The 24,517-nt window shown below is 73.0% G+C and carries 19 protein-coding genes; 13 read left to right on the plus strand and 6 right to left on the minus strand.

Annotation, left to right across the window (positions count from 1 at the left end; translation table 11 throughout):
• Positions 1 to 35: 35 nt before the first annotated feature.
• Together choX and betC are read right to left on the minus strand one after the other, a co-directional pair.
• Positions 36 to 989, minus strand: a complete 954-nt coding sequence (gene choX / locus AC6H2I_RS04805) for a choline ABC transporter substrate-binding protein (protein WP_497499435.1) — start codon at positions 987 to 989, stop codon at positions 36 to 38.
• A 46-nt stretch (positions 990 to 1,035) separates the two neighbouring features.
• A complete protein-coding gene (gene betC / locus AC6H2I_RS04810) occupies positions 1,036 to 2,616 on the minus strand; it encodes a choline-sulfatase (RefSeq protein ID WP_497499436.1) in 1,581 nt (526 codons plus the stop codon).
• A 100-nt stretch (positions 2,617 to 2,716) separates the two neighbouring features.
• On the opposite strand from betC, the gene AC6H2I_RS04815 reads away from it, so the two are divergent.
• A complete protein-coding gene (locus AC6H2I_RS04815) occupies positions 2,717 to 3,640 on the plus strand; it encodes a LysR substrate-binding domain-containing protein (RefSeq protein WP_497499437.1) in 924 nt (307 codons plus the stop codon).
• 199 nt (positions 3,641 to 3,839) lie between these two features.
• Here AC6H2I_RS04815 and AC6H2I_RS04820 read toward each other — a convergent pair whose 3' ends face one another.
• Complete coding sequence (locus tag AC6H2I_RS04820) at positions 3,840 to 5,276, minus strand: methyl-accepting chemotaxis protein (RefSeq protein ID WP_497499438.1); 1,437 nt, start codon at positions 5,274 to 5,276, stop codon at positions 3,840 to 3,842.
• Positions 5,277 to 5,497: 221 nt separating this feature from the next.
• On the minus strand, positions 5,498 to 6,589 hold the full coding sequence (locus AC6H2I_RS04825; RefSeq protein WP_497499439.1) for a GlxA family transcriptional regulator: 1,092 nt from the start codon (positions 6,587 to 6,589) through the stop codon (positions 5,498 to 5,500).
• Between the two features lie 454 nt (positions 6,590 to 7,043).
• Here AC6H2I_RS04825 and AC6H2I_RS04830 point away from each other — a divergent pair, with 454 nt between their 5' ends.
• The gene (locus tag AC6H2I_RS04830) at positions 7,044 to 8,171 is read left to right on the plus strand and encodes a GlxA family transcriptional regulator (RefSeq protein ID WP_497499440.1); all 1,128 of its coding nucleotides are present in this window, start codon (positions 7,044 to 7,046) and stop codon (positions 8,169 to 8,171) included.
• A 74-nt stretch (positions 8,172 to 8,245) separates the two neighbouring features.
• On the opposite strand, the gene AC6H2I_RS04835 is transcribed toward AC6H2I_RS04830, so the two are convergent.
• Positions 8,246 to 9,049 (minus strand): helix-turn-helix domain-containing protein, encoded by an 804-nt coding sequence (locus AC6H2I_RS04835; RefSeq protein WP_497499441.1) that lies wholly within the window; start codon positions 9,047 to 9,049, stop codon positions 8,246 to 8,248.
• 185 nt (positions 9,050 to 9,234) lie between these two features.
• Between AC6H2I_RS04835 and AC6H2I_RS04840 the strand changes: the two genes are divergently transcribed.
• The 10 genes from AC6H2I_RS04840 to AC6H2I_RS04885 all read left to right on the plus strand — a co-directional run bounded on the left by AC6H2I_RS04840 (position 9,235) and on the right by AC6H2I_RS04885 (position 22,010).
• Positions 9,235 to 10,176, plus strand: coding sequence for an MBL fold metallo-hydrolase (locus AC6H2I_RS04840; RefSeq protein WP_497499442.1), 942 nt, complete (start codon positions 9,235 to 9,237; stop codon positions 10,174 to 10,176).
• 235 nt (positions 10,177 to 10,411) lie between these two features.
• On the plus strand, positions 10,412 to 12,457 hold the full coding sequence (locus tag AC6H2I_RS04845) for an oxidoreductase (protein ID WP_497499443.1): 2,046 nt from the start codon (positions 10,412 to 10,414) through the stop codon (positions 12,455 to 12,457).
• 2 nt (positions 12,458 to 12,459) lie between these two features.
• Positions 12,460 to 14,382, plus strand: coding sequence for a DUF3483 domain-containing protein (locus AC6H2I_RS04850; protein ID WP_497499444.1), 1,923 nt, complete (start codon positions 12,460 to 12,462; stop codon positions 14,380 to 14,382).
• Positions 14,379 to 15,593, plus strand: coding sequence for an electron transfer flavoprotein subunit alpha/FixB family protein (locus AC6H2I_RS04855; protein ID WP_497499445.1), 1,215 nt, complete (start codon positions 14,379 to 14,381; stop codon positions 15,591 to 15,593). The genes AC6H2I_RS04850 and AC6H2I_RS04855 overlap by 4 nt, the downstream gene beginning before the upstream one ends.
• Positions 15,586 to 16,350, plus strand: coding sequence for an electron transfer flavoprotein subunit beta (locus AC6H2I_RS04860; RefSeq protein WP_497499446.1), 765 nt, complete (start codon positions 15,586 to 15,588; stop codon positions 16,348 to 16,350). The genes AC6H2I_RS04855 and AC6H2I_RS04860 overlap by 8 nt, the downstream gene beginning before the upstream one ends.
• Before the next feature lie 64 nt (positions 16,351 to 16,414).
• On the plus strand, positions 16,415 to 17,713 hold the full coding sequence (gene proV / locus AC6H2I_RS04865) for a glycine betaine/L-proline ABC transporter ATP-binding protein ProV (protein ID WP_497499447.1): 1,299 nt from the start codon (positions 16,415 to 16,417) through the stop codon (positions 17,711 to 17,713).
• 3 nt (positions 17,714 to 17,716) lie between these two features.
• Positions 17,717 to 18,601 (plus strand): ABC transporter permease, encoded by an 885-nt coding sequence (locus AC6H2I_RS04870; RefSeq protein WP_497499448.1) that lies wholly within the window; start codon positions 17,717 to 17,719, stop codon positions 18,599 to 18,601.
• Between the two features lie 56 nt (positions 18,602 to 18,657).
• Complete coding sequence (locus tag AC6H2I_RS04875; RefSeq protein WP_497499449.1) at positions 18,658 to 19,536, plus strand: glycine betaine ABC transporter substrate-binding protein; 879 nt, start codon at positions 18,658 to 18,660, stop codon at positions 19,534 to 19,536.
• A 215-nt stretch (positions 19,537 to 19,751) separates the two neighbouring features.
• A complete protein-coding gene (locus tag AC6H2I_RS04880; protein ID WP_497499450.1) occupies positions 19,752 to 20,624 on the plus strand; it encodes a DUF2189 domain-containing protein in 873 nt (290 codons plus the stop codon).
• A gap of 144 nt (positions 20,625 to 20,768) precedes the next feature.
• Positions 20,769 to 22,010, plus strand: coding sequence for an MFS transporter (locus AC6H2I_RS04885; RefSeq protein WP_497499451.1), 1,242 nt, complete (start codon positions 20,769 to 20,771; stop codon positions 22,008 to 22,010).
• 6 nt (positions 22,011 to 22,016) lie between these two features.
• On the opposite strand, the gene AC6H2I_RS04890 is transcribed toward AC6H2I_RS04885, so the two are convergent.
• The gene (locus AC6H2I_RS04890; protein WP_497499452.1) at positions 22,017 to 22,955 is read right to left on the minus strand and encodes a LysR family transcriptional regulator; all 939 of its coding nucleotides are present in this window, start codon (positions 22,953 to 22,955) and stop codon (positions 22,017 to 22,019) included.
• A gap of 140 nt (positions 22,956 to 23,095) precedes the next feature.
• Here AC6H2I_RS04890 and AC6H2I_RS04895 point away from each other — a divergent pair, with 140 nt between their 5' ends.
• Entirely contained in the window at positions 23,096 to 24,511 is a 1,416-nt protein-coding gene (locus AC6H2I_RS04895; protein ID WP_497499453.1) for an MFS transporter, read from the plus strand.
• Positions 24,512 to 24,517: the final 6 nt, after the last annotated feature.

The raw sequence follows: 24,517 nt of genomic DNA on the forward strand, positions 1-24,517 counted from the left end.
CGGAGGCCTCCCGCCCGCCGTCACGCGGTCGCAGGCTACAGGCCCAGGGCCTTCTGGACCGCCGGCAGCCCGGGCTTGCCGTCCAGCGTGGTCACGCCTTCGACCCAGCCGGCGACCGGCTCGGGATGGGCCTTCAGATAGGCCAGGGCCGCCTCGCGGGCGGCCTTCCCCTCGCCGTCGATGGCGTCCATGATCGCGCTCTCCATCGGCACCGTGAAGCTGAGCTGCTTGAACAGCTTGGTGGCGTTGGGGCAGTCCGCCGCATAGCCGTGGCGCGACAGGGTGTTGATGGTGGTGCCGCCGTAGTTGGCGCCGAAATACGCGTCGCCGCCGGAGAGGTAGACGAGGTCGAGCTTGGTGTTCATGGGGTGGGGCTGCCACGCCAGGAAGACGATCCATTCCTTGCGGCGGTCCTTGCGGATGGCCTGGCTCAGCATTCCCTGCTCGCTCGACGGCACCAGCTCCCAGCCGCCCAGGCCGAACGCGCCCTCGGTGATCATCCGGTTGATGTTCTGGTTGGCGGGGGCGCCGGGGTCGATGCCGTAGATCTTCTTTTCGAACTTCTCGGGGAACTTCTGCAGATCGGCGAAGTCCTTCACCCCCTCGTCGGCCACGTAGGACGGCACGGCCAGGGTGAACTTGGCGTTCTCCAGGTTGGCGTGGATCAGGTCGGCCTCGTTGTTGGCCAGCAGCGGATCGGCCAGATGCTTCTGGGCTGGCATCCAGTTGCCCAGGAAGACGTCGATGTCGTTGCCCTTCAGCCCCTGGAAGGTGATCGGCACGCCCACCGTCTGGATCTTCTGCTCGTAGCCCAGCGCCTCCAGCAGGATGCCGGCGACGGCGTTGGTGGCCGTGATGTCGGTCCAGCCCGGGTCGGACATGCGGACCGTCTTGCAGGAGGCGGGGTCCGCCGCCTGCGCCGAGCCGAGCGCCAGGGATGCCAGCACGGCCCCCGCCGCGACGCTCCCAACAAAGCTCTTCCCTGTCATCGTTCGATTCCCTTCTTGGTTGCCGAGTCGTCGGCCGGCGGGCGTGTCACCGCGCCGGCGTGGGACGGGGGAAGCGCGCCAACGCCTCCAGATCGTCGAGGTCGATGTGGTTGCGCATGTACGCCTCGCCGGCGTCGCGGACCGGCTGGTGGTCCCACGAGCGCCGTGCCCCCCGGCACAGCGAGTCGTACACCAGGCGCCGCCGCCGCTGGCTGGCCAGCACCTGACGGTGCAGCGCGGCGAGGTCCCAGCGCCGCTCGACCTCGGCCCGGTACGCGGCGACCGCCGGCGCGCAAGCCGGCGCCGCCGCAAGGTTCACCAGCTCGTCCGGGTCGTCGGACAGGTCGTAGAGCTGGTCGGGGTCGACCGGCGAATGGATGAACTTCTCGGTCCCGCGGCGGATCATGACGACCGGCGCGATCGCCCCTTCGCCAAGGTACTCGCCGATCACCTCGTCGTGCCCGCCCGTGCCGTTGAGATGGGGCAGCAGGCTGCGCCCGTCGAGGGGGGTCGCGTAGGGCACCGCCGCGGCGCCGTCGCCGGCCAGCTCCACCAGCGTCGGCAGCAGGTCCATCGACGACACCGACGCGGCCACCCGGCCGGCGCGGAAGCGGCCGGGGGCGTGGATGATCAGCGGGATGCGGCTCGACGGCTCGAAGAAGCTCATCTTGTACCACAGCCCCTTCTCACCCAGCATGTCGCCGTGGTCGCCGACCAGGACGACGATGGTGTCCTCGGCCCGGCCGGTGTCCTCGAGGGCCGCCAGGATTCGGGCGATCTGGTCGTCGACGAAGGAGACCGCGCCGAAATAGGCGTGGCGGGCGTTGCGGACCTGCTCCTCGGTCACCGGCGTGCGGTCCATGTCCGAGACGTGGCGCAGACGGCGTGAATGGGGGTCGAGCGCCTCCGGCGGCACCGCGATCCGCGGCAGCGGGATGTCCTCGTGCCGGTAGCGGTTCCAGTACTCGGCGGTGATGGCGTAAGGGTCGTGGGGGTGGGTCAGCGACACCACCATGCAGAACGGCCGCTCGTCGCGCCCGCGGGCGAGGTCGAACAGCTTCTGCCGGGCGGCGAAGGACACCTCCTCGTCGAAGTCGAGCTGGTTGGTGCGCACGCACACCCCGGCGTCGATGACGGATCCCATGTTGTGGTACCAGGTCGGCCGGCGCTCGGGATGCTCCCAGTCCGGGGTCCAGCCGAAATCGGCGGGGTAGATGTCGGTGGTCAGCCGCTCCTCGAACCCGTGCAGCTGGTCGGGTCCGCAGAAATGCATCTTGCCCGACAGGATCGTCCGGTAGCCGGCGGCCCGCAGGTAGTGGGCGAAGGTCGGCACGTCGGCCGGCAGGTCGGCCGCGTTGTCGTACGCGCCGATGGCCGAGGGCAGGCGGCCGGTCATGAACACGTAGCGCGACGGCGCGCACAGCGGGCTGTTGCAGTACCCCCGCTCGAACACCACGCCCTCGGCGGCGAGGCGGTCGATCGCTGGGGTCTTCGCCACGCCGCCATAGGCGCCCAGCACCCCGGGCGTCATCTGATCGGCCATGAGTATCAGTAGGTTCGGCCGGCGCACCATCAGGTCTGCCCCTCTCGTTCGATGGGTGGGAAAGTCGCGGGCGACGGCGCTCATACGGATAAACATACCGGAGCGCCCCAGCTTGAGATTAGAATTCGCTGGATTCGTGGACGTGTGAACCCCGGCTTTGCTCATGATGGTATGAGGGTGGCTCATGGTTAACCGGCGCGCGTGGCTGCAGCCCCTGGCCTTCTTCGAGGCCGCGGGACGGCACCTGAACTTCAGCGCGGCGGCGCGCGAGCTCGGGGTCACCCAGTCGGCGGTCAGTCACCAGGTGGGCTGGCTGGAGGCGGACCTGGGCGTGGCGCTGTTCCGCCGGCTGCACCGCGGCGTCGCCCTGACCGTCGAGGGGGCCCGGCTGCTCGACGTGGTGCGGCGGGGGCTGGACGACATCGAGCGGGTGCTGAGCGAGCTGCGGGTCGGCCGCAACAAGCGGGTGATGACGGTGGCCACCGATTTCGGCTTCGCGTCGTGGTGGCTGGTGCCGCGGCTGCCGCGGCTGCGCGCGCGCATGCCCGACCTCGACGTGCGCATCCTCACCACCCAGGAGATGGTGGACGTGCGGCGCGAGCCGATCGACGTCGCCATCGGCTTCGGGTCGGGCGCCTGGCCGGGCTGCCGGGCCTGGCCGCTGTTTCCGGAGATCGTGGTGCCGATCTGCAGCCCCGGCTTCCGCGACCGGCTGGCCGGCCGGCCCGAGGTGGCGGCGCTGGCGGCCCTGCCGCTGCTCCACGTGGACAGCCCCGGAACCGCGGTCTGGCTGTCCTGGGCCGACTGGTTCGCGCTTCACGGCCTCGGCCGCCGCCGCGCCGGCGGCCTCGACCTCAGCTTCAACAACTACCCCCTCGTGCTGCAGGCGGCCATGATGGGCCAGGGGGTGGCGCTGGGGTGGGTGCCTCTGATCGACACGTTGCTGGAAGGCGGCCAGCTCGTCGCCCTCGCCGAGCGGGTGGAGCGCTCGACGTGCGGCTATTTCCTGATCGAGGCCGACGCCGGCGGCGGCGGCGGTGGCGGGCGTGGCAATGTCGAGGTGTTCCGCCGGTGGATCCAGGCCGAGGCGGCGGCGCCCGCGGCCTGACGGACGCCACCCGGGACGCGTCGTTCCAGGTTCTGATGGTGGATGGTGGACAGCGTCGCCATCGCCAGCCCGGCGTCAGGACATTCGTCACCCAATGCAGGCGGCAACGGCGGTCGAAGCACGACCGTCGGCGTTCAACAAGCGCAGCGGGATACGGCGGATCGGGCGCCGTCCGTCAGAGCATCCGGCCGGGTCCGCGTCACCGCACCAGGACGTGCGCCGCCTCCTTCGTCCGTTCGACCGCACCGGCCATCTGGCTCACCGCGCCGGCGATGGCGGCGATGTTGGAGGTCACCGTCGCCACGGCGGCGGAGGCGCGCTGCATGTCGGACGACATGTTCTGGGTGACGGCGCTCTGCTCCTCCACCGCCGACGCGGTGCCGGTCACATGCTCCCGCACCGCCGAGACGGCCTCGCGGATGGCGTTCAGCGCGTTGGCGACCTCGGTCGAGGTCGCCTGGATGCCTTCGATCTCGGCGGAGATCTGTTCGGTCGCCTTCCCCGCCTGGTTGGCGAGGTTCTTCACCTCCGAAGCGACGACAGCGAAGCCTTTCCCCGCCTCGCCGGCGCGGGCCGCCTCGATGGTGGCGTTCAGCGCAAGCAGGTTGATCTGGCCGGCGATGCTGTTGATCAGCCCGACGATGCCGTTCATCGCCTGGGCGGCGGCGGTCAGACGGTCGGTGCTTGCCGCCACCGCGACGGTGCGGTCGAAGGCGCCGTCCGTCGCCGATCGGGCGCGGGTCATGCTCTGGGAGATCTCGCCGATCGAGGCGACCAGTTCCTCCGCGCTCGCCGCCACCGCCTGGACGCTGGCGGAGGTGGAGCCGGCGGCGCTGTCGGCGGAGTCGGCCTCGCCCATCGACTGGTGGAGCGCCTGGTCGACCTCGCCGAAATTCTTGTCGATCAGCAGTTTGAGGTTGTTCAGCAGCGCGACCTGTTCGGTCACGTCGACCGCGAACTTCACCACTTTGACGACCCGCCCCTTGTCGTCGAGGATCGGGTTGTAGGCGCCTTCGATCCACACCGGGTTGCCGGACTTGCCGATCCGCTTGTATTGCGCCGCCTGGAATTCGCCACGCCGCAGGGTGTCCCAGAACCGCGCGTAGTCCGGGCTGTCGCGCTCGGCCGGCTCGACGAAGATGTTGTGGTGTTTGCCGACAACCTCGTCCAGGCGATAGCCCATCACCTTCAGGAAGTTGTCATTGGCCTTGGTGATGATGCCCTCGGTCGTGAACTCGATCACCGCCTGCGACCGGCTGATTGCCGCCATCTGCCCGGCGTAGTCGAGGTTTTCCAGCCGTTCCTTGGCATCGGCCCACTCGACGACGAAGCCGATGCGCCGGCCGTCCTCCGACAGCGGCGTGACCAGCAGGTCGAACTGGTGCCCGCCGACCGTGATCGTGGCGCCGTACGGCTTGGTCAGCGACGCCAGCAGCGTGCGCTGGTGGCTGGGGTTCTTGTGGAACACGTCGATGTTGCTGCCGACCAGGCGGCTGACGTCGAGACGCGGAAGGTCCTTGCGCAGGTCGCCTTCCACCTCGCGCAGCAGCGTCTCCACGGCGGGGTTGACGTGGACGATGTTCAGATTTTCATCGGTCACCATCACCTTGGCCCGCAGCGCATCGAGGGCCGCCATCTTGCGCCCAAACCCCTGGGTGCTCTTTCCCCAACCGAACATCGACCATCCCCACGTGACTACGCTGGCATGGCTTCGACACTAATTGCGCGCGAATGTCCTGTCCACAAGAGAAAACGCAACCCAAGCCGCAGTACCATAAAAGAATTTAAATGCCATCGCCCAGATTGCAATCTTACAAGCATCGTTTCCATTATGGTTCTGTGGCTTTTTCTGTCCAGCTAGCTGGCGGCCGCCAGCGCCGCTTCGGGCGGGTCCACCCGGGGCGGAAGCGGGGCCAGGGGCGCGAACCCGGCGCTCGCGGCCCAGCCCCGCCGGAACACGGTGGGCGGGGCCGCGGTGGGCCGGTGGCTCTGCTGGTCGTCGCGCGGCGGCACCCCGAAATGGTCGCGGTAGCACTTGCTGAAATGGGTCGCCGAGATGAAGCCGCAGCTGACCGACACCTCCATCACCGACATCCGCGTCTGGCACAGCAATTGGCGCGCCCGCTTCAGCCGCAGATGCAGATAGTACTTGGCGGGGCTGCAGTTCATGTACTTTCGGAACAGGCGTTCGACGTTGCGGCGCGACTGCCCCAAGGCGGTGGACAGGGTGAGGAGGTCGAGCGGCTCCTCGATGTTCTTCTGCATCATGGCGACCGCGGCGTTGAGGTCCTCGTGGTCCAGCGCCGGGTTGCTCTGCAGCGTCTGCTGGCGCGTCTCGCCGGATCGGATGGTGACGTGAAGGAGCTGTTCGGCCACCTCGACCGCCAGGGCCTCGCCATGGGCCTGGGCGATGCGGTGCAGCATCATGTCGGCAGCCGCCGTGCCGCCGGCGCAGGTGAAGCGGTTGCGGTCCACCGTGAACAGCTCGCCGGTCGCCTCGATCTCGGGAAACGTCTCGCTGAAGCTCGCCATGCTGTCCCAGTGGACGGTGCAGCGGTGGCCGTTCAGCAGTCCGGCCCGGGCCAGGATGTGCCCGCCGGTGCACATGGCGCCGAAGGCGGTTCCCTGGGCCGCGGTGCGGCGCATCCACGACAGCACCGAGCGGTCGTCGTACCAGTGGCCGTCGATGCCGCTGCACACCACCACCGTGGGCAGGAACGGCGCGGTGGCGAGGTCGTGGTCGACCGCCACGGGAATGCCGTTGCTCGCCCGCTCGCTGGTGCCGTCGCGCGACAGCAGCACCCAGCGGTAGAGCGTGCGGCCGCTGACGTGGTTGGCCAGCCGGAGCGGTTCGACGGCCGCGGCAAACGCAATCATCGAGAAGTCGGGAACCAGCAGGAACCCGACCGTCTCGCACCCCTCGACCCCTTCCGCACCCGCATTCGCCATGGACGGCATCCTTGATTTTCGTCAGGACAATGTTCGAGCCGTGCGCGAGGAGGAGCGAAGTGTTGAGCCGCCGTCGTTCCCTGCCATGACGATCGAGGCCGTTCTCCGGGCAGAACATGCATGCCTTTTGAGCAGGGCATGATCTTTCCTAAGGCACGACCCCTATCAGAACGATTGTGGCACCGCTTTCGTGTCCTTCCGGCCTCCTCGATCCTTAGACTATAACGCAGGAGTCCGGGGGATCAGATTGAACGCCGTCGCCCACATTCTTGAACCAATGCGACATCGTGCCGCGCGGTGAACGGCCCCGCCCGTCGCGGCCCCGGGACCTCGCCGGACGCCGCCCGCGGGCCCCGGCCACCGTGTGGCACGGGAATTGTTAGGGGACCGTCCGAAGGTTCTTTATTGATCGGTCAAACAATTATACTGTTGGCCGATCGTCAGGAGGGGGCACATGGCACAGACGACCACGCTCGTCCGTCGATCCGCGGGCGCCGGCACGCCCGACGCCCCGCAGCCGTCCTTGTCGGTGGGCTTCGTGCTCGCCAACAACTTCACGCTGACGGCGTTGGCCACCTTCCTGGACGCCTTGCGCCTGGCGGCCGACGACGGCGACGGCTCCCGCCAGATCCGCTGCCACTGGACCATCATGGGCACGCGCCTCGACCCGGTGCGGTCGAGCTGCGGTGCCGGGGTGGCGCGGTGGGAGGCGCTGCGCACCCCGCGCGACTTCGACTACATCGTGGTGGTCGGCGGTCTGCTGCACCATGGCCCGGCGCTGGACGACGAGACCGTCGCCTATCTGCGCGGCGCCGCCGCCCAGGGCGTCACCCTGGTCGGCGTGTGCACCGGCGGCTTCATCCTCAGCCGCATCGGGCTGATGGCGAATCGCCGCTGCTGCGTGAGCTGGTACCACCACCGCGACTTCATCGAGGAGTTTCCCGACCTGGTGCCGGTGGCCGACCAGCTGTTCGTGGTCGACCGCGACCGCATCACCTGCTCGGGCGGCGCCGGGGTCGCCGATCTCGCGGCCCATCTGATCGAGCGGCATCTCGGCCGGGCCGCGGCCCAGAAGACGATGCACATCATGCTCATCGACAAGGCGCGCCCGGCCAACCAGTCGCAACCCCAGCCGCCGACCGAGAACGAGATCGCCAACGAGCGGGTGCGCCGCGCCATCCTGCTGATGGAACAGAACCTGTCCGATCCCCTGGGGGTGGAGGAGATCGCCCGGCGCCTGCACGTGAGCACCCGCCAGTTCGAGAGGTTGTTCCGCGTCGCCACGGGCAAGAGCCCGGTCGCCTTCTACCGCCTGCTGCGCCTGCGCTACGGCTACTGGATGCTGCGCAACACCCGGCGCTCGGTCACCGCCATCGCCATGGAGGCGGGGTTTGCCGACTGCGCCCATTTCTCCCGCCAGTTCCGCGAGGAGTTCCAAGTCAGCCCGTCCACGGTGCGGCTGGCGGCGGGGGCGCCGGGGGAGGGCGTCGCGGAGGGCGGCGCCATTCCCGCGCCGGCCGCGGCCTTCGGGTCGGCGATCGGCCTGCCCCTCGACCCCCCCGACCGCCGCCTGTTCGAGTGAGAGGCGGCCAGGACGTCTGAAGGAACGCCCCACCGCCCCCCCGGTTCGCTCCTTCGGCGGGACCGTGGCCGGGGTCACCGTGCCGGCGGCCGTACCCTGGTCAGGCTCCGCGACGCCGGGGCTCCGAAGGTCCGCCGGAAGTCGTGGGCGAAATGCGGCTGGTCGGCGAATCCGGCGGCATGGGCGGCCACGGTGAAGGAGTGCCCGTCGATGATCTCCTGGATCGCCCACCGCATGCGCCGCCATGCGCGATAGCGGCGCAAGGGCACGCCGACCTCGCTGGAGAACAGGTGCTGGAACCGGGAGGCGGAGAGGCCGACGCCGGCGGCGAGCAGGGCCACCGCCGCGGGGTCCTCGCAGCCCGTGTTGAGATCGGCCACCACGCGGGCGATCCGCCCGTCCATCGGTCGGCCCGCCCGGGGCGTGGCGAAGGCGACGAGGTCGTGCAGCGCCTCCCCCGCCCACCGGGAACTCGAGCGGTCCTCGTACAGCGCCCGGAACAGGCGCACCTCCCCGCTCCGGCCGACCAGGGCGCCGTCCACCTCCTGCCTGTCGCCGATCAGCGGCACCAGGGCGTCCAGGCCGCCGACGTGGGGCTCGATGTAGAGCACCGCGATGGGACTGCCACCCACGTTCAGCTCGTGCCGCACGCCGGCGGGAATCACCGCCGTGCGGCAGGTGATCCATGGCCCGGCGTTGACGCGCAGCGCGAACGGTCCGTCGATGCCGGCGAGGTAGACCGGGGCGCCGTGCTGGTGGCTGGCGTTGTAGTCGAGCGTTCCGGCGAAGAAGGTGCAGCCGTCGTCCACGTGCCAGAGCGGGCCGAGGGCGTCGCCGCCGGCCGCAGCACGTTCATACAAGCGCCGGGCTTCGGCCATGACTATCCTCCCTCGTGAAGTGCTCGTCGGCCGCTTCGGCAGCCGCCGTCGGCGGCGGACGATGACACCATGCACGACGCCAAGTCGCCAATGAGACTTTATGGGAAGGAGGACGCCCGATGTCTGCAGTGAACCGAGGAACGTCACGCCGCCAGATTTTGGAATCGGCCATTGCCCTTGCTGCGGTGCCCATTATTTCGGGCGGCCTGGTCACACCGGCGGGTGCGGCGGCACCGCTGCTCGGCCCGGCCATGCCGCGGCACTACCGGTTCCGGCTGGGCGCCTTCGAGGTCACCACCATCCTGGACGCCGCCCCGGTGATCGACGGCCCCTGGCCGATCGTCGGCGAAGACCAGCCGCGCGACGCGGTCGCCCAGCTGATGCGCGACAGCCTGTTGCCGGCGGGCCGGTTCCAGCCGGGGTTCACGCCGACCGTCGTCAACACCGGCCGTGAGGTCGTCCTGTTCGACACCGGCAACGGCGCCGACGGCTTCGTTCCCCGGCCGCACGGCGGCTGGCTCGCCGAGATGCTGGCGCCCGCGGGATTCGCCGCCGAGCAGGTCGACGTGGTCGTCCTCACCCATGCCCATCCCGACCACATCGGCGGTCTGATGGAAGGCGGGAAGCCGCTGTTTCCCAACGCCCGCTACGTCATCGGCGCCGTCGAGCACGATTTCTGGTCGAAGGACGACGCGCTGTCGGCCCCCAAGGACAGCAACACCTACCGGTCCGCCATGCTGTTCCGGTCCAACCTGGCGCCGCTCGCCGACCGCACCAGCGTCATCGATGCGGGCGGCGAGGTGGTTCCCGGCATCCGCGCGGAGGCGGCGTTCGGCCACACGCCGGGGCACCTCGCCTTCCACATCGAAAGCGAGAGCGCCCGGATGCTGCTGTGGGGCGATTGCGCCCACCACGAGGTCGCCTCGCTGACCCATCCGGAATGGCATGCCTTCTTCGACATGGACAAGGCGGCGGGCGCGGCGACGCGCAAGCGGATCTACGACATGGTGGCCGCCGACCGTCTGCTGGTGTCGGCCTACCACATGACCTTCCCGTCGCTGGGTTACGTGGAGCGCAGGAACGGGGCCTACCGCTGGGTGCCGGTCACCTACCAGCTCAACCTCTAGCCGGGCCGACCCGTAAGGGGGGTGGAGGCCCCGGGTCCGCGGGCGCGCTGCCCCCCCAGGGGGGGACCGGCGCGCGCTGCCGGCCCGCCGCACCGCCCGAGGGGGCGCCACCGGGGCGCCACCGGGGCGCCACCGGGGCGGTCGCAAACGCGTACTTCTTCGTCGCGGGCGCACACGTGACGGGGGGCGGAGCGGGTGATCATCCGCGGATTGCTGCTCACGGACGCGCCCGCTCATGCCCTCGCCCGCCGACACCCTGCTCCGGCCCCTCCGGATCAAGAACCTGACCATCCGCAACCGGGTGATGAGCACCAGCCACGCCCCCGGTTACGGGTCCGAGGGCAAGCCCAAGGAGCGCTACCAGCTCTACCACGAGGAAAAGGCCCGGGGCGGCATCGGGCTGACCATGTTCGGGGGCTCCTCCTCGGTCGCCCCGGACAGCCCGGCCGCGCCGTGGAACCAGATCTCGGTCGCCGACGACAGCGTGATCCCCGTCTTCCAGGAGTTCGCCCAGCGCATCCACGGCCATGGCGCGGCCCTGATGATCCAGCTCACCCACATGGGCCGGCGCACCCGCTGGGACACCGAGCACTGGCTGCCCACCCTCTCCGCCTCGCCGGCGCGCGAGCCGGCGCACCGCAACACCCCCAAGGAGATGGAGGACGCCGACATCCGCCGGGTCGTCGCCGCCTTCGCCGCGGCGGCCCGGCGCTGCCAGCAGGGCGGGCTGGACGGCTGCGAGCTGTCGGCCGCCCACGGCCACCTCATCGACCAGTTCTGGAGCCCGTCGGTCAACCGGCGCACCGACAAGTACGGCGGCGGCCTGGAGAACCGGATGCGCTTCGGCATCGAGGTGTTCGAGGCGGTGCGCGCCGCGGTGGGGGACGACTACATCGTCGGTCTGCGCATGTCGGGCGACGAGTTGCTGGAGGGCGGCCTGACCCACGAGGACTGCGTCGCCATCGCCCGCACCTACGCCGAGCGCGGGTTGATCGACTTCGTCAACGTCCTCGGCGGACAGGCGCGCGACCACATGGCCCACGCCGTGTCGCTGCCCAACATGTCGTTCCCGGTCGCCCCGTTCCTGGCGCTGGCCAGCGGCATCAAGCGCGAGGTCGGCATCCCCGTCTTCCACGCCCAGCGGGTGACCGACCTGGCCACCGCGGCGCGCGCGGTGGAGGAGGGCCACGTCGACATGGTGGCGATGACGCGGGCCCACATCGCCGATCCCCACCTGGTGCGCAAGATGATGGAAGGGCGCCTCGACGAGGTGCGCCAATGCGTGGGCGCGGGCTACTGCATCGACCGCATCTACACCGGCGGCGACGCCCTGTGCATCCAGAACGCGGCCACCGGCCGCGAGGCGACCATGCCGCACACCCACGCCAAGGCGGCGCGGCGGCGCCGGGTGGTGGTGGTCGGCGGCGGGCCGGGCGGGCTGGAGGCGGCGCGTGTCTGCGCCGAGCGCGGCCACGCCGTTGTGCTGTTCGAGAAAGCGGCCGCACCGGGCGGCCAGATCACCATCGCCGCCAAGGCGACCTGGCGGGAGGCGCTGACCGGCATCACCCGCTGGCTGGCCCAGCGGGTGACCGCGCTGGGTGTCGACGTGCGCCTCGGCGTGGAGGCGACGCGGGAGCTGATCGAGGCGGAGACGCCCGACGTGGTGATCCTCGCCACCGGCGGGCGGCCGGACCGCGGCGCCTTTCCCGGCGCCGACCTCGCCGTCACCACCTGGGACGTCCTGACCGGGGCGGTCGAGCCGACGGGGACCGTGCTGATGTACGACGGCACCGGCCTGCATCACGCCGCGTCATGCGCCGAGGTGATGGCCCGGCGTGGTGCGCTGGTCGAGATCGTCACCCCGGACCGCATGGTGGCGGAGGAGGTCGGCACGACCAACCAGCCGATCCACCTGCGCGAGCTGTACCGGCTGGGCGTGATCATGACCACGAACCACCAGTTGATCGAGATCTTCCCGGAGGGCAACCGCCGCGTCGCCGTGCTGCGCAACGCGTACACCGACGAGGAGGAGGAGCGGCTGGTCGACCAGATCGTGGTGGAGCTGGGCACCCTGCCCAACGACGCCCTGTACGCCGATGTGAAGGCGCACAGCCTGAACCGCGGCGAGGTCGACCTGGACAGCCTGATCGCCGGCCGGCCGCAGCCGGTGCAGGCCAACGGCCACGGCGGCTACGCCCTCTACCGCGTCGGCGACGCGGTGTCGGGTCGGAACATCCACGCGGCGATCTACGACGCCGCCCGTCTGTGCCGGGACATCTGAGCGTGGGCGCCTCCGCCCTCCTCGCGCTGCTGGCCGCGGCGCTGGCGCTGGGGGCCGCCCTGGCCGCCCTGCGGGCGCGGCGCTGGCGGGCCGGCCGGCCCGCCGCGGTCACCCTGGCGGCGGGGCTGCGGGCGATGCCGGCGCGGTATCTGGTGGATGTCCACGCCGTGGTCGGCCGGACACCCTTCAACGCGCGCTTCCACGCCCTGACCGCCGGCGGCTTCCTCGGCGCCCTGGCCCTGGCGCCGACCGCCACGGCGCTCGCCCTGGGCGGCGAGGCGGCGAGCCGATTCGGCTGGGCGCTGGTGGCGGCGGCGCTCGCCGCCATGCTCGCCGGCGCGGTGATGGTGCTGCGCCGCCGCCGCCGTCGGCCGGCCGAACTGTCGGGCGGCGGCTTCGCCCGGCTGCCCTGGGCGCTGCTGGCCTTTGCCGGCGCGACGCTGCCGGTCGCCCTCGACCGCGCCGCCGGCGGCGCGCTGCCGGACCCGCTGGCCCTGGCCCTGGTCGCGGTGGCCGGGGCGGGGCTGCTCCACATGGTCGCGGGGGTCCGGCGGGGGCCCCTCAAGCACGCCCTGACCGGGGCCCTTCATCTCGCCTTCCACCCCCGCCCGGCGCGGTTCCACGACGGGGCGGGGCGCGACACCGCGCTGCGGCCGCTCGACCTGTCGGCGGCGGCGCCGGCGGCCGCCGACCTCGGCGTCGAGCGGCCGCTGGACTTCGCCTGGAACCGGCTGCTCGGCTTCGACGCCTGCGTCCAGTGCGGGCGCTGCGAGGCGGCGTGCCCGGCCTACGCCGCCGGCCTGCCCCTCAACCCCAAGAAGCTGGTCCAGGACCTGGTCCTGGCGCTCGAGCCGGGGGCCAGCGACACCGCGTACGCCGGCCACCACCACCCCGGCCGCGTCGCCGGGCAGGCGGTCGGCGGTCCGGCGCTGGCGCTGGTCGGCGCCGACGCGATGATCCATCCCGACACCCTGTGGGCCTGCACCACCTGCCGGGCCTGCGTGCAGGAATGCCCGATGATGATCGAGCACGTGGACGCCGTGGTCGATCTGCGCCGCTTCCAGACCCTGGAGCGGGGCGCCGTCCCGGCCAAGGCGGCGGCCATGCTCGACGCGCTGCGGGCGACCGACACCCCCGGCGGCCAGCCGCTCGCCCGCCGCCTCGACTGGGCCGCCGATCTGGGGCTGCGCCGCCTGGAGGAGGGCGGGACGTGCGACGCGCTGCTGTGGCTGGGCGACGGCGCCTTCGACCTGCGCGGGCAGCGCGCCCTGCGGGCCCTGGTCCGCCTGCTGCGCCGCGCCGGGATCGACGTCGCGGTGCTGGGCGACGCCGAGCTGGACTGCGGCGACGTGGCCCGCCGCCTCGGCGACGAGGCGACCTTCCAGGACCTCGCCCGGCGCAACGTGGCGGCGCTGAACGCCCGCCGCTTCGCGCGCATCGTCACCGCCGACCCCCACGCCCTGCACACCCTGCGCAACGAGTATCCCGCCTTCGGCGGCCGCTGGACGGTGGTGCATCACAGCGCCGTGCTGCTGGAGCTGGTGCGGTCCGGGGCGCTGCCGGTGGTGGCGCCGCAGACCACGACGGTCGCCTTCCACGACCCGTGCTACCTCGGCCGCTACAACGGCGAGACCGAGGCGCCGCGCGCGCTGCTCGACGCCATCGGCGCGGAGCGGCGGGAGATGGCGCGGTCCGGCCTGCGGTCGAGCTGCTGCGGTGGCGGCGGCGGGGCACCGCTGACCGACGTCGCGGGCGAGCGCCGCATACCCGACGTCCGCATGGGGCACGCCCGCGACACGGGGGCCGCCGTCGTCGCCGTCGCCTGCCCCAATTGCGCGCTGATGCTGGAGGGCGTGGTCGGGCCGCGGCCCCAGGTGGCCGAGCTGGCGGAACTGGTCCTGGCGGCGACGGAGGTCGGGCCATGACGGGTGCGCGCCGCCGCGTCGACCCGCGCGCCGCCCGCGCCGCCCGCACGGTTGCCGGGGCGGGGCGGCCGCGCCTCGTCCTGGCGCCCCTCGCGGTTGCTGGCGGCCCGCGCCGAGACCCGCGGGCCCGGCTGGCGGCGGCGCTGGTGCGCGCCCAGCCGCGCCGCCGTTACGACTGGACGCGGGAGGCGCCGCCCGGCGCGGCGACGGCGCTGCCGGCCGGCGCATTGGCCGCCGTCCCCGGTCCGCCCCTGCGCCTCGTTCCCGACCCGGCCTTTCTGGTGCTGGCGGTGCTCGACCGGCCCGGCGGGGAGCTCGCCGACCACGACCGCCAGGTGGTCGCCGCCGCCCGCCGGCTCGCCGATCCCGGCGGCGGGGCGGTGGTCACGGTGGCGGCCGGGCCGGAGGACGGGCTGGCCGCGGCCGGGTCGGACCGGCACGTCGCCCTGCCAGCGGGCTGGGCCGCCGACTACTGCCCCGACATGCGGGCCACCGCCGTGGCCGCCCTGCTGACGGCCCTCGCCCCGCGCCACGTCCTGTTCCCGGAGACGGCCGAGGGCGGCGACGTCGCCCGCCGGGTCGCCGCGGCGGCCGGCGAGCGTCTGTGGGCGGGGGCCGAGAGCGTGGCCGCGGGCCAGGTCACCCGGCGGGGCCGCGGCGGCGCGGCGGAGCTGCGGCACGCGCCGCCGCGCCTGATCACCGTGGCCGCCGACGCCGTGGCGCCGCTGGACGGGGTGCGGCACGAGGCGCGGCCGCTGGAGGTCGCGGTCGCGCCCCCGGAAGCCGCCCCGCGGCTGACCGATCCACGCCGCCTCGCCGTCGACGCCGACGCGCTGCCCCTGGCCGAGGCCGAGTTCATCGTCAGCGCCGGCAACGGCGTGACCGACTGGGCCGGCTTCGCCGCGGTGGCCCGCGCGCTCGGCGGCACACGGGCGGGCAGCCGGGTGGTGTGCGACGCCGGCCACCTGCCGCGCGACCGGCAGGTGGGGGCGTCCGGAACCGTCGTCACGGCGCGCGGCTATCTCGCCTTCGGCATCGCCGGGGCGCCGCAGCACCTGCAGGGCATCGCCGGCGTCCGCCACGTGATCGCCGTCAACACCGACCTGCACGCCGAGATGATCAAGCGCGCCGACCTCGCCGTCGTCGCCGACGCCCAGGCGGTGATGCCGGCGCTGCTCCGCCTGCTGGCGGAGGAGGGGCGCCATGGTTGAGGTCGCCGTCCTGCTGTCGGTCGGGCGCCACCCCGTCTCCGGCCGCGGCCGCCGGGCCGACGCCGACGCCCGCGCCCTGGAGATGGCGCTGCGGCTGGCGCCGGACGCGGTGCACGCGCTGCACGCCGGCGACCCGGCCGACCCGGCGCTGCGCGACTACCTCGGCATGGGCCTGCCCGCTCTGACCGTGCTGGCGCTGGCGCCCGGCTGCGATCCGGTGGTGCCGCTGGTGCACCACCTCGGCGCCCGGCACCCCGGCGTGGTCCTGGCGGGGCGGCGGGCGGAGGGCGGCGAGGACAGCGGGATGGTGCCGTATCTCGTCGCCCGGGGGCTCGACGCCACCTTGGTGCCGGACGTCATCGCCATCCGCCTGGACGGGGAGGGTGGGGCCGAGGTCTTGCAGGCCCTGGCGCGCGGCCAGCGGCGCGCGGTGCGGGTGCGCCTGCCCTTCGTCGCCACGGTGCATCCCGCCGCCCCGCTGCCGCGGCCGGTCGCCTACGGCCCGGCCCGCCGCGGCGTCATCGCGGCGGTGGCCGCGGCCGCGCCGGCCGACGACTTCCTCGCCGCGTGCGCCGTCGCGCCCTGGCGCCCGCGGCCGAAGCTGATGGCCGCCGGCGGCGCCGCCTCGGCGCAGGACCGCCTGCGCGCGGCGACCGAGAACAAGGCCGGGAAAGGCCGGCTGATGGTGGGGGCCGACCCGGAGACGGCGGCCCGTGCCATTCGCGACAGTCTCGTCGAACAGGGGGTACTGAGATGAACGAAGAACTGGGTCCGCCACGGGACGGTGTGTCCCCCCTCCGCGCCACCGCGGAGGGCCGTCGATGACCCCGGCGGCTGGGCAACAGGCGGCGGCGCCGCCTCCCGCCATCGCGGTGACGGCGGCGACCGCGCCCGCCCCGGCACCGGCCGCCGCCCCGGCCGCCGAGCCCGGCGAGATCCGGCTCGCGGTCCGCAACGTCTTCAAGGTGTTCGCGCCGGATCCCGCGCCGGCCCTGGCGATGCTCCGCGAGGGTGCGGACAAGGCGGCGGTGCTGGAGCGGCTCGGCGTCAACGTCGGCGTCGTCGACGCCAGCTTCGACGTGCGGGCGGGCGAGATCTTCGTGATCATGGGCCTGTCGGGCTCCGGCAAGTCGACCATGATCCGCCTGCTCAACCGGCTGATCGAGCCGTCGGCCGGCGAGATCCTGCTGGATGGGCGCGACCTCGTGCGGATGTCCAAGCGCGCGCTGGTGCAGGCGCGGCGCCGCGACATGAGCATGGTGTTCCAGTCCTTCGCCCTGCTGCCCCGCCGCTCCGCGCTGGACAACGCCGCCTTCGGCCTGGAGGTCGCCGGCGTGCCCCGGGCCGAGCGGCACAAGGCCGCCCTGGCGGCCCTGGAGGCGGTGGGCCTCGGCCCCTATGCCGGCCGCCTGCCGGGCGAGATGTCGGGCGGCATGCAGCAGCGCGTCGGCCTGGCCCGCGCGCTCGCCAACAACCCGACGATCATGCTGATGGACGAGGCGTTCTCCGCGCTCGACCCGCTGATCCGCACGGAGATGCAGGACGAGCTGCTGCGCCTCCAGCGCGAGCACCAGCGCACCATCGTCTTCATCAGCCACGACCTCGACGAGGCGATGCGCATCGGCGACCGCATCGCCATCATGGAGGGCGGGCGCATCGTGCAGGTCGGCACCCCCTACGACATCCTGCGCAACCCGGCCGACGCCTATGTCCGGTCGTTCTTCCGCAACGTCGACGTGTCGAAGGTGCTGCGGGCCGGCGACGTCGCCCGCTGCGAGGCGACCAACACCATCATCCGCGTGCCCGGCGAGCTGCTGCCGGCGCTGCGCCTGCTCCAGGAGAACGGGCACACCTACGGCTACGTGCGCGACGAGGAGGGGCGGTTCCAGGGCGTGGTGTCCCGCGAGACGCTGGAGCGCGAACTGCGCACCCCGCAGCCGCGCTTCCTCACCGCCTTCCTGCCCGGGGTGGAGACGGTGCCGAGCACCGTTCCCGTCCACAACCTGCTGCGCACCGTCGCGGCGACCGCCTGGCCCGTGCCGGTGGTCGACGAGGCCGGCGTTTTCATGGGCGCGATTTCCCGCCCCCTTCTTCTGAACACCCTGGATCGGGAGGGCTGAGCGATGGACGTGGAAATCCACATCGGCAACGTGGTCGAAGACCTGGTCGAGTTCATGCTCGACCATTTCCAGCCCAGCCTCGACGTCATCGCGTCGATCGTCGACGGCTTCGGCGGCACCATCGACTACGTGCTGGTCGGCACCCCGCCCTGGCTGCTCATCGCGCTGCTGGTCGCGGTGTCGGTGTGGCGCCTGGGCCTCGGCTTCGGCGCCTTCGCCCTGGCCGCCCTCCTGCTGATCTCGGGCATGGGGCTGTGGAAGGAGACCGCGGCGACGCTGGGCCTCGTCATGTCGGCGACCCTGCTGAGCCTCGCCATCGGCATCCCGCTGGGCATCCTGATGGTGCGAAGCCGCACCTTCGAGAGCGTGGCGAAGACCACCTTGGACTTCATGCAGACCATGCCCGCCTTCGTCTACCTGATCCCGGCGGTGATGTTCTTCGGCCTGGGCCGGGTGCCGGGCATCCTCGCCACGGTCATCTTCGCCATGCCGCCGGCGGTGCGCCTGACGGCGCTGGGCATCCAGCAGGTGCCGGGCGAGATCATCGAGGCCGGCCGTGCCTTCGGCTGCATGGACCGCCAGCTCCTCTTCAAGGTGCAGCTGCCCAACGCGCTGCCCTCGATCATGGCCGGGGTCAACCAGACCATGATGATGGCGCTGTCCATGATCGTCATCGCCTCGATGATCGGCGCCGGCGGCCTCGGCAACGTGGTGCTCCAGGGCATCCAGCGCCTGGACATTGCGCTGGGCTTCGAGAGCGGGCTCAGCGTCGTGCTGCTGGCCATCATCCTCGACCGCATCACCCAGAGCTTCGGCACCACCACCGTCGCGCGGCCGGTGCCAGGGCTGGCCTTCCTGCGCCGTCTCTTTCCGGTCCCGGCGCGCTGATCCGCGCGCCGGCGGTCGCCTTCCCGGTTTCGACTCCAACGAGAGGACCATCACGAATGGGTGTTTTCAAGAGGATCGCGCACGCCTTGTTGGCGGCGGCGCTGGCCGCCGGCGTGCTTGCCGGCAGCGCCGCGGCGGCGGACACGCCGGTGAAGATCGGCTGGACCGCGTGGTCGGACGCCGAGGCCGTCACCAAGCTGGCCGCCAAGCTCATCGAGGAACGGCTGGGCACCAAGGTCGAGCTGGTCATGGCCGACATCGGCATCCAGTACCAGGGGCTCTCCACCGGCAAGCTCGACGCCATGCTGATGTCGTGGCAGCCGCTGACCCACAAGCCCTACCTGGACAAGGTCGGCCAGGACCTGGTCGACCTCGGCCCGCTCTACACCCGGGCCAGGCTGGGCTGGGCCGTGCCGGACTCCATCCCGGCGTCGGACCTGGCGAGCATCGAGGACCTGAAGAAGCCCGAGGTGATGAAGAAGCTGGGCAACCGCATCCAAGGCATCGACCCCGGCGCCGGCCTGATGCAGGTGTCCGAGACCGCGATCAAGGACTACGGCCTGTCCGGCTACCAGCTCGTCTCGGCCAGCGACGCCGGCATGCTCGCGGCGCTGGAGCGCGCGGTGAAGCGCGACGAGTGGATCGTCGTCACCACCTGGTCGCCGCACTGGATGTTCGCCAGCTGGAAGCTGCGCTACCTCGACGACCCGAAGGGCACGCTGGGCGGCATGGAGAGCGTCAACGCCCTGGTCCGCAAGGGCTTCTACCAGGACCACCCCGACGTCTTCGAGTTCCTGAACCGCATGGTGATCCCCATCGGCGATCTGGAGGCGATGATGCACGAGGCGACCCAGACCAGCTACGAGCAGGCGGTCGACACCTACATCAAGTCCAACGCCGCCCGCATCGACTATTGGGTGACGGGCAAGCTCTGAGCCGCCGCCCGGGGCGCCGCCGCGGCCGTCCGGCCCGGCGGCGTCGCCGTCCCGAGGGGGGTGACCGTTCGTCCGGGTTGCCAGGACGCATCGCCGGGAGGAGAGTTGCGGGCGGAGCGGCGGGCGACCGCGCCGATGCTCGCGACGACGACACCCTGCCCGAGGCGTAGCCGATCGGCCCGCGCGCCCCGAACCACTGGTTTGGGAGACTGGACATGGCCATCCGCAACCCGATGGAATGGAGCGTGGAGCACGGGCGTTCGTGGTCCCATTCCCTCGTCGCCGGCAGCCAGGCGGCGCTGCGCCCCTCCACCCCGGCCGCGGCCGAGCCGGCGGTGCGCCGCATCGGCACCGCCGACCTGCGCGGCGCCCTCGCCGCGGGGATCGAGGATTTCGGCGCCTGCCGCACCGACGTGATCTTCATCGCCCTGGTCTATCCCGTCGCCGGCCTGGTGCTGGCGCAGGTGGTGGCCGAGCGCGACATGATGCAGCTTCTGTTCCCCCTGGTCGCCGGCTTCGCCCTGGTCGGGCCGTTCGCCGCCGTGGGCCTCTACGAGATGAGCCGGCGGCGCGAGCAGGGATTGGCCGTGACCTGGCGGGACGCCTTCGCCGTCCTGCGCACCCCCTCGGCCGGGGCGATCCTGGCCCTGGGCCTGGTCCTGCTGGCGGTGCTCGGGCTATGGCTGGCCGCGGCGCAGCTCATCTACATGGCGACCCTGGAGCCCCTGGCGCCGGCCTCCTACGGCGCGTTCCTCGGGGCCGCCGTCGCCACCCCGGCGGGCTGGACCATGGTCGTGGCCGGGCTGGCGGTGGGCACGCTCTTCGCGACGGCCGTGCTGGCCATCAGCGTCGTCTCGTTCCCGCTCCTGATCGACCGCAGGGTCGGCGTGGCGACGGCGGTGCGCACCTCGCTGCGCGCGGTGGCGCTGAACCCGCGGCCGATGGCCCTGTGGGGGCTGATCGTCGCCGCCAGCCTGGCGGTGGCGGCGCTGCCGCTGCTGGTCGGCCTGGTGGTGGTGATGCCCGTGCTCGGCCACGCCACCTGGCACCTCTACCGGCGGGTGGTGGCCGGCGGCCCCACCGGCTGAGCGAGCGGCCGCGGCGCCCTGGCCGCCGCCCGGCGGTCAGGCATGCGCCGGCGTCGCGTGGCCATGGCAACAATCGGCTTCCGTTCCTGTGAGCCCGCCGCTACTCCTCCGGCGTCGGTCCTGTCACAGCCGCCGGGAAGCGCCATGTCTCACGCCGTCTCCACCGCCCGCGGACGCGACCCGCTGGCCGACGCACGCCGGCGCGAGCTGGGCAACGTCGTCCGCCTTACGGTCGCCCAGGCGCTGGCCGGGGCGAACGCGGTGGTCGCGTACGCCACGGGCGCCATCGTCGGCAACACCCTGGCGCCGAGCCCGGCGCTGGCGACGGCACCGATCTCCGTCTTCGTGGTGGGGATGGCGGTGTGCACGCTGCCGGCCGGCGCGCTCGCCCGCCGCCACGGGCGGCGCGCCGCCTTCCTGGCCGGCGCCGGCTGCGGAGTCGTCGCCGGGCTGCTCGCGGCGCTGGCGGTGATCCTCGGGTCCTTCTGGCTGTTCAGCGCGGCCATGGCGTTCGGCGGCGCCTACGCCGCCGTGGTGCTGTCCTTCCGCTTCGCCGCCGCCGACTGCGCCCCGCCGGAGCGGCGTCCGCGCGCCATGTCGGCGGTGATGGCGGGCGGGGTCGCCGCCGGGGTCATCGGCCCGCAGTTGGTGACCCTCACCATGGACCTGTGGCCGCCCCATCTGTTCGCCGCGACCTACCTGGCGCAGGCGGCGGTCGCCGTGCTCTCCGGCTTGGTCCTGTTCGGCGTGCGCCTGCCCCCGCCGACCGCCGCGGAGGCCGCCGCCGAGGCCGCCGGCGGCCGGCCGCTGGCCGCCATCGCCCGCCAGCCCCGTTTCGTCACCGCCGTGGTCTGCGGCCTGGTGTCCTACCTGCTGATGAACTTCATCATGACGGCGGCACCGCTGGCCATGCGGCTGTGCGGCCTGTCGCAGGAGGACGCCAATCTCGGCCTGCAATGGCACGTCATCGCCATGTACGCGCCGAGCTTCGTCACCGGGCGGCTGATCGTCCGCTTCGGTGCGTCCCGGCTGGTGGCCACCGGGCTGGCGCTGATCGCCGCCGCCGCCGCGGCCGGGCTGGCCGGGGTGGAGGTCGGCCATTTCTGGTTCAGTCTCATCCTGCTCGGCATCGGCTGGAACTTCGGCTTCCTCGGCGCCTCGGCGCTGGTGCTGGAGTGCCACCGCTCCGAGGAGCGGACACGGGTGCAGGCGCTGAACGACTTCATCATCTTCGGGACGATGGCGCTGGGGTCCTTCGCATCGGGCGGGCTGCTGGCGGCGTTCGGATGGGATGCCGTGCTCTGGGTGTCGTTCGCGCCCCTGGCGCTGGCGGTGGTGGCGCTCGCCGGCAGCGCCGCGGCCCGCCCCCGCGTGGCCGGGGGCTGACCCGCTTCATCCTCTGGCAGCGCCCGGTGCGGACGGCCCCGCCGCGGCATCGGAGCCGTCGGCGCACACCGCGCGCACGCAGCCGCGCAGCCAGCGGTGGGCGGCGTCCGCGTCGAGGCGCGGGTGCCACAGCAGCGAGACCGTCGTGTCCGGCAACGCGACCGGCAGGGGCAGGGTCTCCAGCCCGGCGCGCAAGGCGCCGGTGTAGCGCTCCGGCACGGTGGCGACGAGCTCGGAGCCGCGCACCAGCGCCAGCGCCTCGCCGTAGCCGGCGACCACGGTGGCGATGGTGCGCGCCAGGCCGAGCGCAGCCAGGGCGTCGTCGACCGGCGCGCGGTCCAGGCCGCGCCGGGACACCAGGACATGACGGGCGGCGGCGTAGCGTTCCGCCGTCGCGGCGCCCCGGCACAGCGGGTGCCCGGGGCGGACCACGGCGACGCTGCGGTCGTGGAACAGCGCCTGGGCGCGCAGCTCCGGCCCCAGGGTGCCGCCGACCACACCCGTCTCCAGATCGACCCGGCCGTCGCGCAGCGGTGCGCTCTCGCGGTCCGGCTTGGGCACGAAGCGCAGCCGCACGCCCGGCGCGTCGCGGGTGACCCGCTCCAGCAGGGCGGCGCCGAACGTCTCCACGAAGCCCTCGCGGTTGCGCAGGGTGAAGGTCCGCTCCAGCCGCACCAGGTCCAGGGTTTCGGCGGGGCGCAGCGCGGCCTCGGCGTCGCGCACCAGGGCGCCGACCCGCTCGCGCAGCTCCAGCGCCCGCGGCGTCGGCACCAGGCCGCGGCCGGCCCGCACCAGCAGCGGGTCGCCGGTGGCCGTGCGCAGCCGCGCCAGGGCGCGACTCATGGCCGACGGGCTGAGGCGCAGGCGTGCCGCCGCCCGCGCCACGCTGCCTTCGGCCAGCAGCGCGTCCAGCGTGATCAGCAGGTTCAGGTCGGGGGCGGTCATGGCGCCAGCCTAGCACGGGGGCGACCCCGCCGACATGGCGCCGGACGCACGAATACCGTGCGATCGCTGCGCCTTCCGCCGCATCGGTCCGGGCGCGAGGCTTGCGCCGTGTTCCAACCGATCCGGCGGAGATCCCGACCATGGCCGTTCCCTTTTCCCACCCCGTCCCGATCCCCCGGCGGCGCGCCCCGGGGGCGCTCGCTGCGCTGTCCCTGTCCATGCTGCTGGCGGCGCTCGGCACCAGTGCCGCCAACGTGGCGCTGCCGGCGCTGACCGTCGCCTTCGCCGCCCCCTTCGCCGCGGTGCAGTGGGTGGTGCTGGCCTATCTGGTCGCGGTCACGGCGCTGGCCGCCGGGGCCGGCCGGCTGGGCGACCGCGTCGGCCGGCGCCGCCTGCTGCTGGGCGGGCTGGCGGTGTTCACCGCGGGCTCGGCCCTGTGCGGTGCGGCGCCCACCCTGTGGGCGCTGGTGGCGGCGCGCGCGGTCCAGGGCGCGGGCGCCGCGGTGCTGATGGCCCTCAGCGTGGCGCTCGTCGCCGAGGCCGTGGCGCCGGCGCGCACCGGGCGGGCGATGGGGCTGCTCGGCACCATGTCGGCGCTGGGAACGGCGCTGGGCCCCTCGGTCGGCGGCCTGCTGCTGTCGGTGGCGGACTGGCGCGCGGTCTTCCTCGTCGCGGTGCCGCCGGGCCTTGCCGCCATCGCCCTGACGTGGTCGGCCCTGCCGCCCGACACCGTTCCCGACACCGCAGCGGCGCCCCGCGCGCCGTTCGACACCGCCGGCACGCTGATGCTGGCGGCCACGCTGGCCGCGTACGCCCTGGCGCTGAGCGTGGGCAGCGGCCGCTTCGGCGTGGTCAACGCGGCGTTGCTGGCGGCGGCGCTGCTGGGGCTGGTGCTGTTCGTTCGGGTGGAGGGACGGGCGGTGTCGCCGCTGGTGGCCTGGGATGCCGGGCCGGGCGGCGCGGCGTTCCCGGCGGCGCTGGCCGCCAACGCGCTGATCGCCGCGGTGATGATGGCGACGCTGGTGGTCGGCCCCTTCCATCTCGCCGGGGCGCTCGGCCTCGACGCGGCGCGGGTCGGGCTGGTGTTGTCCGTCGGCCCGGCGCTGGCGGCGCTGAGCGGCGTGCTGGCCGGCCGGCTGGTCGACCGCGTCGGGGCCCGTGCCACGGCCGACGCCGGCCTGGGCGCGCTTCTGACGGGGGTCATCGCCCTGGCCGCGTTGCCGGAGACCGCGGGCGTGGCCGGCTACCTCGCGGCCATCGCCGTGCTGACGCCGGGCTACCAGCTCTTCCTCGCCGCCAACACCACGGCGGTCATGGCCGGCGCACCGGCCGACCGGCGCGGCGGGCGCTCCGGCCTGCTCACCCTGTCGCGCAACCTCGGCCTGGTCACCGGGGCCTCGGCCATGGGCGCGGTGTTCGCCCTGGCGGTGGGCACGCCCGACGTCGCCGCGGCGCCGGCCGCCGCGGTCGCCGCCGGCACGCGGACCGCCTTCGCCGTCGCCGCGGTGCTGGTGCTGGCCGCCGCCACGTCCCTCCGCTGGGGCCGGCGGACCTGAGGCCTC

This window comes from Azospirillum sp. NS33 (assembly GCF_059703765.1).

Coding starts and splice junctions, on each gene's coding strand:
- AC6H2I_RS04855 (WP_497499445.1), top strand. CDS start 14,379: ATGACGGGTGCGCGCCGCCGCGTCGACCCGCGCGCCGCCCGCGCCGCC.
- AC6H2I_RS04835 (WP_497499441.1), bottom strand. CDS start 9,049: ATGGCCGAAGCCCGGCGCTTGTATGAACGTGCTGCGGCCGGCGGCGAC.
- AC6H2I_RS04885 (WP_497499451.1), top strand. CDS start 20,769: ATGTCTCACGCCGTCTCCACCGCCCGCGGACGCGACCCGCTGGCCGAC.
- AC6H2I_RS04830 (WP_497499440.1), top strand. CDS start 7,044: ATGGCACAGACGACCACGCTCGTCCGTCGATCCGCGGGCGCCGGCACG.
- AC6H2I_RS04815 (WP_497499437.1), top strand. CDS start 2,717: ATGGTTAACCGGCGCGCGTGGCTGCAGCCCCTGGCCTTCTTCGAGGCC.
- AC6H2I_RS04880 (WP_497499450.1), top strand. CDS start 19,752: ATGGCCATCCGCAACCCGATGGAATGGAGCGTGGAGCACGGGCGTTCG.
- AC6H2I_RS04845 (WP_497499443.1), top strand. CDS start 10,412: ATGCCCTCGCCCGCCGACACCCTGCTCCGGCCCCTCCGGATCAAGAAC.
- choX (WP_497499435.1), bottom strand. CDS start 989: ATGACAGGGAAGAGCTTTGTTGGGAGCGTCGCGGCGGGGGCCGTGCTG.
- AC6H2I_RS04870 (WP_497499448.1), top strand. CDS start 17,717: ATGGACGTGGAAATCCACATCGGCAACGTGGTCGAAGACCTGGTCGAG.
- AC6H2I_RS04825 (WP_497499439.1), bottom strand. CDS start 6,589: ATGGCGAATGCGGGTGCGGAAGGGGTCGAGGGGTGCGAGACGGTCGGG.
- AC6H2I_RS04895 (WP_497499453.1), top strand. CDS start 23,096: ATGGCCGTTCCCTTTTCCCACCCCGTCCCGATCCCCCGGCGGCGCGCC.
- proV (WP_497499447.1), top strand. CDS start 16,415: ATGACCCCGGCGGCTGGGCAACAGGCGGCGGCGCCGCCTCCCGCCATC.
- betC (WP_497499436.1), bottom strand. CDS start 2,616: ATGAGCGCCGTCGCCCGCGACTTTCCCACCCATCGAACGAGAGGGGCA.
- AC6H2I_RS04860 (WP_497499446.1), top strand. CDS start 15,586: ATGGTTGAGGTCGCCGTCCTGCTGTCGGTCGGGCGCCACCCCGTCTCC.
- AC6H2I_RS04820 (WP_497499438.1), bottom strand. CDS start 5,276: ATGGCGGCCCTCGATGCGCTGCGGGCCAAGGTGATGGTGACCGATGAA.
- AC6H2I_RS04875 (WP_497499449.1), top strand. CDS start 18,658: ATGGGTGTTTTCAAGAGGATCGCGCACGCCTTGTTGGCGGCGGCGCTG.
- AC6H2I_RS04890 (WP_497499452.1), bottom strand. CDS start 22,955: ATGACCGCCCCCGACCTGAACCTGCTGATCACGCTGGACGCGCTGCTG.